The organism is Rhizobium sp. RHZ01 (assembly GCF_014851595.1).
GTDB classification, from domain to species: Bacteria; Pseudomonadota; Alphaproteobacteria; order Rhizobiales; family Rhizobiaceae; genus Rhizobium; species Rhizobium altiplani.
Genome location: NZ_JACUZZ010000032.1, coordinates 30,412 through 45,639 on the forward strand (window position 1 = coordinate 30,412; position 15,228 = coordinate 45,639).

Consider the following 15,228-nt stretch of genomic DNA (forward strand, 5'->3'; position numbering starts at 1 on the left):
TACAAAACGGGAGAGACCAGGTCCGGTTCCCGCCTTTTTGATCAAATCTGTCATGCTTGCAAAGCGCTGGAGATCTCGTGCGCGAGTTGATCCTGGGTATATGGCTTCCCAAGCCTGACTGCATCTACCTGCACTCCTGCTGGCAGGTCGGCATAGCCGCTCGCAAGAAGCACGGGCAGGTCGGGAACTAACCGCCGTGCGGCATGTACAAGATCCGCGCCATTCATGCCGGGCATGGAATAGTCGGTGATCAGAAGATCGAACTGCTGATCGCTACCGAGAATTTCGAGCGCCTCCGCTCCCGAATGAGCTTCCACCACTTCATGTCCAAGGTCGGTTACCATATCAGCCGAACTCATCGCGATCAGGATGTCGTCATCAACCAGAAGGATGCGCTTCGGCTGTTTGTCCGGCATGATGACGGGTGATGAGCCCTTTATGTCCATCTGCACGACGTCACCCTCCACGGCTGGGATCAGGAGTTGAGCGGTTGTACCGGAGCCGAGCGTGCTCTCAAGGCTAAAGCTGCCCCCAAGTTGCAGCGCCAGGCCATGGATCATGGAAAGTCCGAGGCCTGTACCCTTCCCGAGTTCCTTGGTGGAAAAGAACGGTTCCACCGCCCTTGCGAGCGTATCCTCGTCCATTCCTTTCCCATTGTCGGCAACGCCCAGAAGGACATAACGACCGGCAGACAGTTCCTTGTCTCCGGGCGCGACATTGATCTCTGCAAGCGCAATCTTGAGCGAACCTCCTTCGGGCATGGCGTCCCGGGCGTTGACCGCAAGGTTGAGCAGGGCAAGTTCAAGCTGATTTGCGTCAGCAAGAACATGCGGCAGGTTCTCGGGCATTTCTTTGTCCAAAATGATCATCGGACCGATAGATCGCCGGAGAAGATCCTCCATGTCTGTAACCAGCTTGCGCAGGTCAACCGCCTTTACCTGCAGGTCCTGGCGCCGTGCGAATGCCAGCAAGCGCTGTGTCAGAGATGCCCCTCTTTTCGCGGCTTGAAGCGCTCCATCGACCAACCTGACCAGACGCGCCTCATTGGTTACCGCCTTGCGGATCAATTCGAGATTTCCGAGTACCACCATCAATAGATTGTTGAAGTCGTGAGCAACGCCCCCTGTCAATTGCCCGATCGCTTCAAGCTTTTGAATCTGGCGAAGTTGCTCTTCCGCCTTTTGGCGCTGCGCGGCCTCGGCCAAAACAATCTCGTGAGCAGCTTCCAACTCGGCGGTTCGGGCCGCGACACGCTCTTCGAGCATTTCATTTAAATGTCGCTGCTGTTCCAGGATCTGGCGGCGCTCAGTGAAGTCGACCGAAACGCCGACCAGCTTGACCGCGACCCCGATCCGGTTGCGCAAGAGCTGTGCCCTGTTCTCCACCCAGTGGATTGAGCGGTCCGGCCAAATAACCCGATACTCGGCCGCAAACCCAACACCCGTTTCGATCGTTGCAGCCAGGGCTTCGTGCATGCCTTTAAGGTCGTCGGGATGGATGCTGGCCTGTAGTCTCGGGTAGGCAAGTGGTTCGTTCGGCAATCGGCCGAAGATCGCCTTGCATATTGGGGAAGTCGACAGGTCGTAGGTTACTAGATCCAGTTCCCAGGCGCCGAGCCTGCCTGCCTCGAGGGCAGTTTGCAGTCGCCGTTCCTGTTCGCGAAGCTCCTCGATGCGAGCTCGTGCCTCGTACTGGCGGCGTCTTCCTCGCATTGCGGTTTGGGCAACGCTAATGAAGCTGGTGGCATGAAAGGGCCGCTCGATGAAGCTGACGTTCCCAAGAATTCCTGACAGCCGGCCTGCAGCTGGATTCCGCTCCGAACCACCGCCGCGCTGCGTTAGTACGAGAAATGGCATGTCAGACCAGGAGGCCTGTCGCAGTATCCATTCGGAAAGCGGTTTCATATCCACACTGTGCAACGCCTCTTCTGTCAGCACGACGAAGGCGGTGTCGTCACCAATTGCCCGCAGAAGCGACGACAGATCGGACACGGCATCACTGGGAATTCCCGCCTCCCTGAGAAGGGAGGAAGCAATTTGAGTATCTCTGCCCGAAGGCGCAAGTATAAGGCTGGTTGCGAGCTGATCAGGAATTTTCGCGCTCCTCCCCTTTCGCCTCCGACATCAGAGACTGCTTTTCGCCCAGGAAGGTGGGGACGCCCCCCAGGACACCCTGGAACGCCGACAGCGGTGCTCCCACCGTCAGTCCTCTCTCGCTGATTTCAAATTCACGGATCGTGTCTTCATGCTTTCCGGCGCGTTTCTTGACGACGGAGATCGCCCTGCGAACCTTGCCCAAGGCTTCGAAGTAACGCAGCAGAACGACTGTGTCTGAGAGATATGTAAGATCGACTGGGGTTTTCATATCGCCGACCAGCCCGTGCTGCGCAACTGTCAGAAACGTTGTTGTGCCTTGGCGGTTGAGATACTGAAGCAGTTCGTGCATGTGAAGGATGAGGGCGTTCTCGCCGGGCATGGCTGCCTGATAGCCATTTATGCTGTCGATCACGACGGTCTTGGCATCAAAATCCGCAACGCGGTCGCGCACGCGCTGGGCGAATTCTCCCGGAGAGACCTCGGAAGCATCGAGTTGCTCCAGATGCAGCTTGCCTTCATCCCGCATGCTTTCGAAGTCGAAGCCGAGGGCTTTTGTCCGATCAAGCAAAAGCCCGAGCTCTTCGTCGAAGACAAAAACGGCCGCCCGTTCTCCACGTTTGACTGCCGCATCGACGAACTGCAGTGTAAACAGGCTTTTACCGGTCCCTGCTGGTCCGATAAGCAAGGTGCTCGATCCACGCTCAACGCCCCCACCGAGAAGACGATCGAGTTCGGCAACACCGCTTCCGACCCTGTCGCGGGTAAAGTCCGTTTTGTGTTCCACGGCCCGCAGTCTCGGGAAGACGCGCACCCCTCCCCTGCAAATGATGAAATCGTGAAAGCCACCGCGAAACGCGCGGCCGCGATATTTCATCACGCGCAGATGCCGGCGTTCGGAGCCATAATCCGGAGCCAGCTGTTCAAGGTGGATAACGCCATGGACGACGCTGTGAACGGTCTTGTCCAGGACATCCGACGTCATGTCGTCGAGCAGCAGCACAGTCGCCCCCGATTGAGCAAAGAAATGCTTGAGAGCAAGGATCTGGCGGCGATATCGAAGCGAACTCTGCGCCAGCAAGCGGATTTCCGAAAGGCTGTCGATGACCACTCTGCTCGGCTTGTGGCGTTCGAAGACCTCAAAGATCATTTTCGTCGTCTCGCCGAGCTCAAGGTCCGACGAGTAGAGAAGACTTTGCTGCTGGTCGGCATTCAGAAGGCTTTCCGGGGGAACAAGTTCGAAGATTTCCAGGCTGTCGTCGATCGTCAGCCCGTGCGACGCTGCGGTGCCGCGCAGTTCCTCCTCGGTTTCGGAGAGAGTAACGTAGAGGCACTTTTCACCTGCTGACGCTCCGTCAAGCAGGAACTGAAGTGCGATTGTCGTCTTTCCCGTTCCCGGCGCGCCTTCGAGGAGAAATACGTGCCTGCGACTTAAGCCTCCGCATAAGACGTCATCCAGGCCGGGAATTCCGGTTTTAGCCTGCGTCTGTTCGTCGAGCATCCAGATCCTTCCTCCCAAGGGGTTGCAAACTCATTCCGCCGTGCAATTAGCTGGTGTAGGATGGCGCGACAGCAACGTCGTTCCGCCAACCACTTTGCCAGGCCATTCATCTTCATTTTGCCACTGGATATGGTTTCGTATTTTCTCGAGGAAATCGCGAAGATTTCGATCGAGGGGCCGAAAACCGGCAATGACAAGTGCGACGGTGCTGGCTGGACTTGCAGCAAACAAAGGGCTCGAACCCGGATTGAGTTTTCCCGGTCCTTCAACCTGTCTGGCGGCTTGGTGAGCCGTGCCGCTGAACGTCGTCGCTACGTCAGCTACCTGTCGGCGCATTTCTTCCGCGTGTTGGCGAAGCGTTCCCATCTCCCGCTCTTCATGGACGTCGCGCTGCTGCGGAATGCCCGTGGATGGCCTGCTCGCCTTGACGACATTGCGGGAAACCGGCATGCCAATTGTATCGCCGTGGGTTTCGACCGTTCTGTTCTCGGCCATCCTTCGCCCCATAACCTCTCACCTTGCATTGAAGCGTCAAACGGGCTGGCCGGCCGGTATGCCGTGCAAGGCTCGATGCTTACGGCCGGGACGTTAATCGGCTTCTGGTCGCTTACAACGTTTAACTTGAGCCCCGGTTCCACGAGCGGCGGCTCGGTGGCAGATCTGCGACACGAATCTCCTTTCAAGCCGACTCCGCTTTTTCGTCAGCGACGTCCTCGACGCACTCGGCTTTTTCGGCGAGTTTTGCACTCATCTCGCGCAGTTGTTTCTCGTCAAGCTTCTCGATCCCGACAAATTTGTTTTGCGCCTGTGAGGTCAAAATGAGCTCGTCGAGCTTCGCCTGCAGGGCTTTGCCATCTCGGTTCTGAGAGTTCTGCAGCACGAAGACCATCAGAAAAGTTATAATGGTAGTGCCGGTATTGATGACGAGCTGCCAAGTTTCGGAGAAACTGAATATCGGACCAGATGCTGCCCAAACCAAGACAAGTGCGACCGCCATCACGAAGGTGACCGGTTTTCCTGATAACTCAGCAACAGCAGTGGCGAATTTTGAAAAGAAATGGCCTGAGTTCATGACGTTCTCTCGTTTCCTGGCAACAAGTAAACGCAGGCGTCACATTCAGGGTTCCGGTTAGCCGAGATCCTGTACGCTGGGAGACAAAGAAATGACCCAAGGCAACAAGAACCGACCAAGGACTATCGATCTGGTGGACGACCGGAAGCTGCCTCTGCCCTTTTCAGGCCCCCCGGCCTATGCGGTTCTCAGTCAAAATTCGCTTTGAGATCTGATCAATCACCCGGACCTTGTGTCCGGGCGGAAACCAATGACGAATTCAACTACCTTCGCTTGCGACATCTCGCACGGGCGAAGAGTGTGGCGTCCATTTTCTAATCTGTAAAGATTGAAGCTGACGATATCGCTCCCTCCAAGGTCCTCGGCAAACAGCCACTCACGCCGGCCGTCCGCAGACCGCTTCACGGTTACGCTCCAGCGCCGGCCCTTGAAATTGCCTTCAAGGTAGCCGGCTGGCAATTGGGCCAAGGCCACTTCGAAAAGCGGGAATGTCGCCGCGCTCTGCGTTCGGCTCCAGGCACTCATTGCATATGCCGCATCCGTCATCGTCTATTTCCCCCGGAGTACGTGATCGATTGCAGCAAAGACAAGTGGTGAAATTACTGAAGCGACTGACTTGTAGGGGTGGAATAATTTCGATCGTCGGATTGGAGGATAGTTTAGTCGTCAACGCATCCATCTCGATGCTCCACCTCGAGGTTTCTTTTCAGATAGGTAATCGGGTCCTTTCCGCAAGATCAGTGCAAAGCATCCGAAGGCACCAAGTCGAGAAATGACGCCGTTTGCCGAGTACAAACAGGTTGCTGTGCGTCCTGGCGAGGTGCTCCTCGAGGCCCGCCTGTCGCCCCAAGCTTTCCTATATGCGCGCATCCTGAAATAATCGGAAAAACAATGTGTTTCCGCGCCCCTCCGCAATTATGCTAGCCTTCAAGCGTTGTGGGGGAGTGCAGGATGAGCGACCGCTCAATCGGAATGCTAATTGCTATCGAAATATGTGCACTGTTTTGGATTGCTGCGGCGGTCTTCATATTTGGGGTGCCCTGACTGCGTGAATGCGGCTCAGGCATCACCCCAAGTTGCAAATTTCCAACAATGACTGCGTTCAGCCCGTTTGACGAGCTAACGAAATCGTCCCGCGGCGGGAACTTCTGATCATGCTGGAGCTTTCATTAAGGCACTGGACAGTGGAGATCACAAATGCCTGACCCCAAGGATTCCCCAGCAGTTAAATCCATGCAAAAAGAACAATCGGAGCAAAGACGTCGCGCACGCCAAGGAGGGCTCGATCAGGGATTGGAAGACTCTTTTCCGGCGTCTGATCCCGTTTCAGCTACTACTACAGGCGTCCCCACCGGAAGGACGGACCCGGAGGTTGCTGAACGCGTGAAATCCGAGCCCGACCCATACACGACGGAAAGCACCAATAGCGATCCGCTCCGTCCAGGGTCGATAGGCGAGAATATTCGTGCGCTCCGGCTCGATACAAATCGGCTGGCGAAGTCTGTTTCCGGCGTGGCATCTGACTCAGTTGGAGTAGCGAAGGCTCGAGCCGGCAGTTTGCTTGACGATATAAAGGAAACCGTTCGTGATAGACCGATTACCGCGGTTGCCGTCATCGCCGCCCTTGCGTTTGTGTTCGGAGCGACGCGGTAACGAGCCGACGTTCTGAGGGCGGGCAACAGTGTTATCGCAGGCGCTCATTTGACCAGACGGGAACTCGGATCACTCGTATCTCTCGGAGTCTTCGCGTGATGGGGTGCCCGTAGTCGCTTCATGGGGGAGAGTGCAACGTCATCCGAAGATAGACTTTTTACTAAAGCCCTCGCACTTAAAGCTCCTAAGCACCCTGTCTAGTGTTGCTATTGCCGCAAAGCTCGATGAAGGTCCCCTGGGAGATAGTGATGCGTCACTTTGGAATAGTCGCAGGTGATGACGAGGAACTGACCCTGTTCGCGAGCGAGCACCTTCAATGGTTCATTGTCCGAGGCGTTTGAACGGATGGATTTCAGGCATCAGGCTTTCACATGTTCAACTTCATAGAGGTCGCAGCCCTTCTCTTGCCGAGAGACGATTGAACCCCGGTTCGGCGAGCTTTTGCCTCGATGCGTGCCATGAGGTGTGCCGTCATCGAGATCACGATTTAGCCAAGCAAAACGCACGTCGTTTGCTCCCACCATATCCCCATGGTTTTTTCCCAAGCATCGATGCTGGAACAACTTGGTCGCTGATCTGTTGCTCAGACACAAACCGAAGTTCGGAGGATTTGCTATGAACGCGAAAGCCCTGTTGCTTGGAACGCTTGTGACCACAATCGTTACCTGGCCATTCCCGGCGCTATACGCGCAAGACCTGGAATTTCGAGTCGGCCCAGGTGGAGTTGGAATTTATGATCGAAACCAAGAGCGGCGCGTAAGAGAGCGCTGCAATCCCGACGACGCTCTTGACCTCGCACGTGACGCAGGATTTAGGAGACCGCAGATTGCCAGGGTAACGTCGAGAAGCGTTGTCGTTGAGGGGTTCACCCGGGCCGGGCCGGACAGAATCGTCTTCGGCAATTCCCGCGGGTGCCCGGAAATCGGCTAGCTCAGCCAGCCGGTCTCATCGCAACAGCGCTTGCGTGGTTTGTACGCTGTCGAACACGGAACTAGCATGGGTTTTGCCAGATCGCGAGTGGGGGTATCCTCTACTCCGAACCGGTGCTCTCAGCGTCCGCGCACCACTAAACAGTCGGCCGTGAAGAACTCGGAAGCTGCTGATTAGACATAGGGATCGAAGGATCTGCAGATCTTCTAATTGCCGGAAACAGCCACCGAACGGGCTGTTTCCTTGCAAAATCAGTTTGAGGTTTCCCTGGTTGGCGGAGCGTGATTCACTGGGTTTATCGCGGTGAATCGGAGAGCCAGGAATGGGTAAACCACGCGAACGGCGCCAAACGGGTGAACAGGATTTATTCCGATCCCGGCTCGACCAGATCATCAACATGAAGCACGAACTTGTGCGTCTGGCGCAGGCTATTGACTGGCCTGTGTTGGAAGCCCGCTTTGGGACGGTCTATTCGGACGGAGCTGGCATGCCGCCGCCATTGCCGACGCGGCTGATGGCGGGGCTGGCCATTCTGAAGCACACGTTCAACCTGTCGGACGAGGCGCTGTGCGAGCGCTGGGTGGAGAACCCCTACTTTCAGTACCTCTGCGGCGAGGAGTTCTTTCGGCACGAACTATCGTTCGACCGCTCCTCGATGACGCGCTGGCGGCAGCGCATGGGCGAGGAACGGATCGGCGCGCTCTTGCAGGAGAGCCTGGCCGTGGCCGTCAAGACAGGCGCGATGAAGCCGCAGGATACGCGGCAGGTGATCGTGGACACGACCGTTCAACCGAAGGACGTCATGTTCCCGACGGATGCCAAGCTTATTCACCGGGCGCGCGAACGGCTGGTGCGGCTGGCGAAGAAAATGGGGCTTGATCTGCGCCAGACCTATATTCGGGTCGGTAAATTCGCCCTGATCCAGCACCAGCGCTACGCTCATGCGAAGCAATTCAAACGGGCCGGCAAGGCGCTGCGCAAGTTGAAGACCTATCTCGGCCGGACCGTTCGCGACGTCGAACGTCAGATCGCCGGCGACGAACAACTCGACGCGATCTTCAAATGGTCGCTCTATCAGGCAAAAACGGTCATCGCGCAGCGGCAACGTCAGCGTGGCCGCAAGATCTACAGCCTGCATGCCGACGAGGTCGAGTGCATTGGTAAAGGCAAGGCGCACAAGCCCTATGAGTTCGGAGTGAAGGTGTCCGTGGCCACAACACTGAACCGTTCAAAGGGCGGGCAGTTCGCCCTGCACGCAGCGGCGCTGCCCGGCAATCCGTACGACGGCCACACGCTCGCGACCGTCATTCCGGATATGGAAAAGATGATTGGCAACGAGCTCTCCTGCATTATGGCCGATGCTGGATACCGCGGCCATAATGCTCCCGAAAGTCACAAGCTGAGGGTCTTCACCAGTGGCCAGAAGCGCCGTCTCACGCCCGCCATCAAGCGCCAGATGCGACGACGATCGGCGGTCGAACCCGTCATTGGACACCTCAAGAGCGAACACAGAATGGACCGGAATTATCTCGCTGGCGAACAGGGGGACGCCGTCAATTCCGTTCTGGCCGCCGCCGGATACAACTTCTCCCTCCTGCTGCGATGGTTCAGGCAACTTTTGTGTCTGTTCGCCGCACTCTTCCTCACGTTCCAGAGCCGACCGATGCCGCAACAACCTGCCTGAAAGCGAGTTCTTCACGATCGACTAAACAAGAGATCACGATGCCTTTATGGGCGGCGGGCGCAGCGAGTTGAGCCTGCAACACGGGCTCCTCGCCGGTGCGCGCCTCGCTATGGCTCGACCGCTTGCGAAATCGCCACGACCAGCTGTGCTTGTGAATAGGGCTTTGGCAATCGCGCGACTGTGCGATCCGCGCCTTGCGGAAGATCTGCATAGCCGGTTGCCAGTACGACTGGCAGGCCAGGCCACTTTTGCTCAATCATCCCTGCCAGCTGGGACCCGGTCGTTTTTGGCATCGCATGATCCGTAATCACGAGGTCGAAATTGCTGTTCTCGGAAAGAATCTTCAGCGCTTCCTCAGCGGATTGGGCAGGCGTCGTCGCATGGCCGAGATCCTCGATCATCAAGACTGCATTCGTCAAGACGAGTTGATCATCATCGACCACGAGAATATTGAGCGGTCTGTTGTAGGTATGGAGAATGGCAACCTTATCTTCTGCTTGATTTGTTTTCGCCACTTCGTGGATGCCTCCGGCCGTTGGAAGCCACAGCTCGGCACACGTGCCCTCGCCTTTGGTTGAGTGAAGGACAAGGCGTCCTCCGCTTTGCGCCATCAAGCCCTGGACCATGGACAAGCCCAGTCCTGTTCCTTTGCCGACACCTTTCGTCGTGAAGAATGGTGCCGTTGCGTTTGCCAGTGTTTCGTCGTCCATTCCCTCCCCATTGTCTGTCACTGACAGACAGATATAATCGCCGGGTTTCAACTCGCTGCGATCCCCGGTCGCAACCGAATGCCGCTTTGCCCCTATCGTGATCTCACCGTCCGACGAAACGGCATCGCGGGCATTGAGCGCAAGATTGACGAGTGCATTCTCCAACTGGTTCGGATCGCACTGAACGTTCGGCAGACCAAGGGGAAAATTCGTGTTGATTTCGATTGGGCCAAGCGACCGCCGAAGCATGTCCGTCATGCTTCGGACGAGATCGGGGATGTCAACCGGCTGCAATTCCAGTTCCTGTTTTCGGGAAAAAGCAAGAAGCCGTTGTGTCAGCGATGCTCCGCGCTTGGCGCCCTGTATGGCATTTTTGATCAATCCCGCCACGTCCTGCCCCGCGGCGGCTCGCTTTTCAGCAATCTCAAGGCTGCCGAGAATGGCCATGAGCAAATTGTTGAAGTCATGTGCGACCCCACCCGTTAACTGGCCGACAGCCTCCATTTTCTGAGCCTGAAACAGGTCTCTCTGCGCCTTGGCGAGGGCCTCCTCGACCTGGCGCTTTTCCGTGATGTCGCGAGTCACCTTTGCAAATCCAATGAGTTCTCCGCCCTCGGAGCGGATCGCATCGATGATGACGTTCGCCCAAAATCGCGACCCGTCCTTGCGCAGGCGCCATCCTTCTCGCTCGAACCGACCTTCGCGCTCTGCTATTTCAAGGGCTCGGGCGGGAAGATTTACCGCCTTGTCCTCGTCGGTATAAAACCGTGAAAAGTGCTGACCAATAATTTCTTCGGGCGTGTAGCCTTTGATACGTTGGGCCCCGACGTTCCAGCTCGAAACATATCCCTTGGGACTGAGCATGTAGATCGCGTAATCGGTGACGCCCTGAACGAGTAAGCGAAACTGCTCCTCACTGCGCCTGAGGGCCTCTTCTGCGCGCTTACGCTCTGACAAATCCCTTGTGATCTTGGCAAAGCCAATCAACTGTCCGTTGTCGCGAAGCGGGTCAATCACAACATGTGCCCAAAAGCGCGTGCCGTCCTTTCGAACGCGCCACGCCTCTTCCTCGAACCGCCCCTCCTGCGTGGCCAAATGCAATGCCCGCGCCGGCAGGCCCGCTTCCTGGTCCTCTGGAGTATAGAATCGCGAGAAATGCTCGCCGACAATCTCATCGTCCGTATACCCCTTGAACTTGTTCGCGCCGGTGTTCCAACTCCTGACATACCCATTGGGATCCAGCATGTAGATTGCATAGTCGCTGATAGCGTCCATCAAGGTGCGATAACGGTCTTGAACCACTCCGGGCGATGGACTGATCTCGGGACTCATCCTTTATCCTCGTTACATGTGAGCGAGTGGAACATTATTGCCTTAACTAAAAGATCGTCGTTTGGTTTCCAGCCGCAACTGAAAGTGTTCCGGACGCAAATTGGAAGAAGCAAAGGCAAGCTCGAATAGTGGCGAAGGCTGACGACAGGTTGATCAGTGTCCAGCTGCCATGGTGACGGAACAGGAGGCTTCCCGAGTGTTCGTCAAACCGGGATGTCATTGTGCCAGTGGAGGAAAAATTCAATGGTATCTTTGACCGTATAAGCCACGCACTACTCGGTAGCGCCCGGGACGCGCCTGCAAAGTCGTTTCCCGATACCGCTGCGCCTTCCAATTCTACGAGGTCGGATGAACTGGAAACGCCACCGCCTCCCGGTCCGGGGGCACCAATGTCAGACTAGATTTCCGAACGTCCTCCAATTGTCACCGATCCTGCGACAGGCGAGGCCGCAAGAAAGTCCGGACAACAGCTGGATTGGCGAGAGTGGTTCGTAGACCTCATGAAAGCAATCGGAATGGACGCCAGCATTCAGGAACGAAAGGAGTTGGCGACCGAGCTCGGCTTTAGCGGCGATAAGGATGACAGTGCAACGATGAACATCTTCTTGCACAAGACGCTGATGGGGAGGCTCGCGGAAAACGGCGGTTGAGTACCATCGGAACTTCTCGATTAGAGCGCGCCCACCAAGGGCCGTGCAGCCAGGGCGGAGGCCGTCGGTCGAATCGCCATGCCAAGACGTTTTCAAAACGTTGGAAACCCGAAACGCAATTTCGCCAGCGACAAGGGTCGCAGTTGCGATTGTTGATCCGCTTTTTTCGGTTTTTGTGAAGGAACAGACCGACAACCTTGGTGTTAGGTGGAACGAGACCGCTATCCATTGTCGGTCTCGCCATTCAACCAAGGAGTAGACGACATGGCATCGCAAGGCGGTTCTCACGAGCAGCACGTTAAGGCCGGCAAACAGAGCCATAAAAATTCTGATACGAAGCAGGCATCAATGACCCGCAATGATCAGGACAGCTCAGATCGCAGCAGCAAGGCAAGCGACCAGCGCTCCAAAGGAGGGCAGGGAAGTCACAAGGGCAAGCACTGACTGATGTCGAAGCCCGCGAACGAGCGGGCTTCACACTTCAGAGCCACATGCTGATTTCGACGGGGTCGCGGCTGTAGCCAAAATTTCGACGTCAAGGTTGGGGCATCGCCATTCGGTCAGGGATGACCGCAGCCGAGAAGTCGCCGTTTCGCACCGTTTCGTACGCAAGCAGACATAGAACCTGGAAGGCACTGCGAGTATAATGTGGCCGCCGGCTATCGGGTACCGGGCAAAGGCCGGTTGGGAGATCAGACGTGCTCTTGCCTCTGGTGGAGCGAGGGATGTGCCTTTCAACTTTCTTGACATGATGGACTACTCAGACCGCGAGTTCGAAGCCCTTGCCCAAGCCGTGAAATCTTGGTGCCAGTCCAACGACATCGACCCCGAAAGCGAGCGCGGCCGTGCGGCGGCCGCCGTGGCGATCGAACTATTCAACCGCAATCCCAACCTGAGCAGCAAGGACTTACAGCAAGCCCTGGCTGCCAGCTCTCCCTGAAGACCGACCGACGCGCCTTGGACTCAAACCAGTCCACGACATGTCCCTTGGACTGGTGCTGTTACGTCCCGTGGAGCCAGCATTCCTGATGACGTCCGATGATGATCGATCTTCACGAGTGGCGGAGGCAATCTGGATATGAACGACCTCGCTGACGCGAACGACACGACCCAGTGACCGCAAAATGGCTGGATGCTTTCTTTTGACGCCGTTTTCCCCTTGCCGGCTTGCCGGAGGAATGTGCTTAAAACGTCGGCAACCTTCCCGGCGACCAACGAAATAGCAGGCGCGGCGATCGCGTAGTCATGTGTTTATAGATTAAGGCATTGCAGGGATGACAGCGCCATCGCGGCTATGCGCCCTGTTCTTCTGAAATCCCTCCCGGCTATTGCTGGGCAGGCCCCACCCCGAAGCCCTGAAGTCTACGGCTGTTGGTGCGTGCCACTGCCCAAGCGGGCTTCGAAGGTCTTGACCTCATCGACCACCCGATCCTTGACCGCATCATGCACGTCGGATGCTGCTGCGAGCGCCTTGTCGTAGGCGTCGGATGCGATGGCTTTCCCCTCGGCAATAGCCTCGCTCGCCTGGGCAGTAACGGCTTCCTTTGCGGTGTCCGATGTCTCACCAAGCAATTCGTCTTCCGTCTCGGTATAAGGGAGCGCGGCGCCGATCGCGGCCCCGACCGCGAAAGCAAGTGCACCGCCAACCAACGGCTGGTCACGGAATTGGGTGAGGATGGCCTGGTTCAGTTTGCCTGCCTGTTCCTGGAATGCGCCAGTTGCGGACGAAGTTTTGTTTGAAAGCGAACTCGCGGCGTCTGACGCACGCGCGGTCATATCGCCCGCAATGCTTTTTGCTTGGTCCCACTTTTGCGAAGCCCAGCCTGACGCCTCGTCCAGCAAGGTGCCGGTTTCGTCCACTATCTGTGTGATATGCTTCCCGGTTCTGTCTGCAAAACCCCTGTAGGCATTTCCTGCATCATCCAAAAAGTGACCAGCGCGTCGCCCCGACTCGTCTGTCAGAGCTTTCACGCGTTTGCCAGTACTGTCACTAAAGTGACTGTAAAGGGCGCCATCGCTGACCTCAGGGGCGCTAATACGCCGAACAGCACCTTCGGCTTGGTAGAGCGGGTATTCAGGTTGAGCAAGCATTTGCGTCGGCTTCTCAATTGTAGGGGACGTCCCCTGCTTTGCCATGAGCCAGGCAAGACTTACCCCGATGAGAGCGACCGGAAGAGGGTTGGCCTTCAGGGCATTGCCGAGATTGCCGACATATTCGCCGCCACCGCTGTTTCTTGCATACGCAAGAACCTCATCGACGATTTGGCCGGGCGACATTCTTTCCTGGATTGCGTCCAGCCGATCCTCGATACGTCGACGATCGAGATCGATCTCGCGCTGGAGTTCGGCGGAATTTTTTTCTGAGGATGCGGCCATTACATTTTCTCCTTTACAACATCGACATCGCGGCGAATCGACGTCGTTGTGCGATCCAGCTTCATATTGGTCGCACGCAATGCGCCAATTCCACGCGAGACCATCGCGCAGGCAATCCCGCCGATAACAATCGCGACGAGCAATGCTGCAATCGCGTTGGCAGTTGGTTGAGCAATGCCTTGGGTAACCAGGAAGGCGGCAAGCCCCTGCAAAATTGCACTCAAAAGAACTCCGACTGCTCCGATTGCGAGAACAAGGCCGACGATCAGAACTTCAATTCCGTTAAGTGCACGCGACAGTTTCTCTGATGCTTCGGTCTTGGCGAGGTCGATTTCCTTGCGTAGCAAACCGGTAACATCGGCAACCAGGCCTCCAACCAGTTCTGACAGCGGCGTTGTATCTTCAGAGGTTCTAGCCATTTGGGCGACCTTCCTTGGTTATGGTGCGTTCAGAAGCGGCTTCGCCCTTGCCAACCTTCGTCGATCGGTTGGCCGTGGCAGTCAGAAAACGGCTGGCTGCGAGACCCGCAAGCGCAGCAGCGCTCAGAAATGCCAGTGGTTGCTTGCGACCGAAGTCCTCCGCCATCGTCGCAACCGCGCCGAGGTCCTTGCCTTCAAGATCCTTCGCAATGCGTTGAACGCTTTTGCCCATCTGCCTTGCATACCGTCCGATCTCACTCTGATCAGAGCCCTCGAGTTCCGAGCCAACCTTCTCCAGAACGCTGGCAATACCGCCTACCTGGTTGGCTACGAAGTTTTTCTGCTGCGAGACTGTTCCCCTTACCTTCTCGATCGCCATATCGGCTCCTTGCCGGACAGCACCCGTCACGGATTCGACATCGTCGGAAACCTTGTCTTTCAAAGTCTCGACGGAGATCTCTCCAACTGCAGGTTGGCTGGGGGATTGGGACACCGCCGCGGGTGTGGCCATCGGCCCCTGCCCGCTTTCTCGTGGGATTGGTTCGTTCGACATGGAAGCCTCCACTTATAGGATCAGATGCCCCCAAACCTTGTCGACCGACGTTTGTTCCGTTCGAAGTGATCGCCAATGCAACGCCGCATTTCCTATGGCCGAATGCGCGGGAAAATTTCGCCATCAAAGGCGAAAGAGAAGCGTCCTGGCTCTTGGGAGTGCAGTGCAACTTGGTGTGATCCATCCCTTCCAACGCAGCGGTCCGCCCCCCCTCGTCAAGCAGCGTTGACGCGGCCGGACCTCTCTCCTCGTTGG

At 56.8% G+C, this 15,228-nt stretch carries 12 protein-coding genes and 2 pseudogenes; 6 read left to right on the plus strand and 8 right to left on the minus strand.

The window, feature by feature from the left end; translation table 11 throughout:
- Positions 1-50 precede the first annotated feature (50 nt).
- The 4 genes from IB248_RS26165 to IB248_RS26180 form a co-directional block, all read right to left on the minus strand.
- Entirely contained in the window at positions 51-2,093 is a 2,043-nt protein-coding gene (locus tag IB248_RS26165; protein WP_192241896.1) for a PAS domain-containing hybrid sensor histidine kinase/response regulator, read from the minus strand.
- Positions 2,086-3,594 carry an ATPase domain-containing protein gene (locus IB248_RS26170; RefSeq protein ID WP_029792645.1) on the minus strand — a complete coding sequence of 503 codons (1,509 nt, stop codon included), beginning with the start codon at positions 3,592-3,594 and terminating at the stop codon, positions 2,086-2,088. The genes IB248_RS26165 and IB248_RS26170 overlap by 8 nt, the downstream gene beginning before the upstream one ends.
- 30 nt (positions 3,595-3,624) lie before the next feature.
- Entirely contained in the window at positions 3,625-4,044 is a 420-nt protein-coding gene (locus tag IB248_RS26175; RefSeq protein ID WP_192241892.1) for a hypothetical protein, read from the minus strand.
- A gap of 229 nt (positions 4,045-4,273) precedes the next feature.
- Positions 4,274-4,666, minus strand: a complete 393-nt coding sequence (locus IB248_RS26180; protein ID WP_029792643.1) for a low affinity iron permease family protein — start codon at positions 4,664-4,666, stop codon at positions 4,274-4,276.
- 1,197 nt (positions 4,667-5,863) lie between these two features.
- Between IB248_RS26180 and IB248_RS26185 the strand changes: the two genes are divergently transcribed.
- The 3 genes and pseudogenes from IB248_RS26185 (at position 5,864) to IB248_RS26190 (ending at position 8,933) form a co-directional block, all read left to right on the plus strand.
- The gene (locus tag IB248_RS26185) at positions 5,864-6,319 is read left to right on the plus strand and encodes a hypothetical protein (RefSeq protein ID WP_029792641.1); all 456 of its coding nucleotides are present in this window, start codon (positions 5,864-5,866) and stop codon (positions 6,317-6,319) included.
- 687 nt (positions 6,320-7,006) lie between these two features.
- Positions 7,007-7,249: pseudogene (locus IB248_RS31975) on the plus strand (hypothetical protein); the annotation flags it as partial.
- Between the two features lie 322 nt (positions 7,250-7,571).
- A complete protein-coding gene (locus tag IB248_RS26190) occupies positions 7,572-8,933 on the plus strand; it encodes an IS5 family transposase (protein WP_192241893.1) in 1,362 nt (453 codons plus the stop codon).
- A 107-nt stretch (positions 8,934-9,040) separates the two neighbouring features.
- Here IB248_RS26190 and IB248_RS26195 read toward each other — a convergent pair whose 3' ends face one another.
- Positions 9,041-10,975 carry a PAS domain-containing sensor histidine kinase gene (locus IB248_RS26195; protein WP_049809264.1) on the minus strand — a complete coding sequence of 645 codons (1,935 nt, stop codon included), beginning with the start codon at positions 10,973-10,975 and terminating at the stop codon, positions 9,041-9,043.
- 227 nt (positions 10,976-11,202) lie between these two features.
- Between IB248_RS26195 and IB248_RS31980 the strand changes: the two are divergent.
- The 3 genes and pseudogenes from IB248_RS31980 to IB248_RS26210 all read left to right on the plus strand — a co-directional run bounded on the left by IB248_RS31980 (position 11,203) and on the right by IB248_RS26210 (position 12,565).
- Positions 11,203-11,625: pseudogene (locus IB248_RS31980) on the plus strand (DUF3597 domain-containing protein).
- Positions 11,626-11,889: 264 nt separating this feature from the next.
- Positions 11,890-12,069: a hypothetical protein gene (locus IB248_RS26205; RefSeq protein ID WP_025662646.1), complete on the plus strand. Its 180-nt coding sequence runs from the start codon at positions 11,890-11,892 to the stop codon at positions 12,067-12,069.
- A 283-nt stretch (positions 12,070-12,352) separates the two neighbouring features.
- Complete coding sequence (locus IB248_RS26210) at positions 12,353-12,565, plus strand: hypothetical protein (protein ID WP_162745734.1); 213 nt, start codon at positions 12,353-12,355, stop codon at positions 12,563-12,565.
- A 422-nt stretch (positions 12,566-12,987) separates the two neighbouring features.
- Here the strand turns inward: IB248_RS26210 and IB248_RS26215 are convergent, their stop codons facing one another.
- From IB248_RS26215 to IB248_RS26225, 3 genes are read right to left on the minus strand one after another with little or no spacing between them, the layout of a single operon-like run.
- The gene (locus tag IB248_RS26215) at positions 12,988-14,001 is read right to left on the minus strand and encodes a DUF3618 domain-containing protein (protein WP_169684490.1); all 1,014 of its coding nucleotides are present in this window, start codon (positions 13,999-14,001) and stop codon (positions 12,988-12,990) included.
- Complete coding sequence (locus IB248_RS26220; RefSeq protein WP_029792707.1) at positions 14,001-14,420, minus strand: phage holin family protein; 420 nt, start codon at positions 14,418-14,420, stop codon at positions 14,001-14,003. Before IB248_RS26220 ends, IB248_RS26215 begins: the two co-directional genes overlap by 1 nt.
- A complete protein-coding gene (locus tag IB248_RS26225) occupies positions 14,413-14,973 on the minus strand; it encodes a hypothetical protein (protein ID WP_049809263.1) in 561 nt (186 codons plus the stop codon). The genes IB248_RS26220 and IB248_RS26225 overlap by 8 nt, the downstream gene beginning before the upstream one ends.
- Positions 14,974-15,228: the final 255 nt, after the last annotated feature.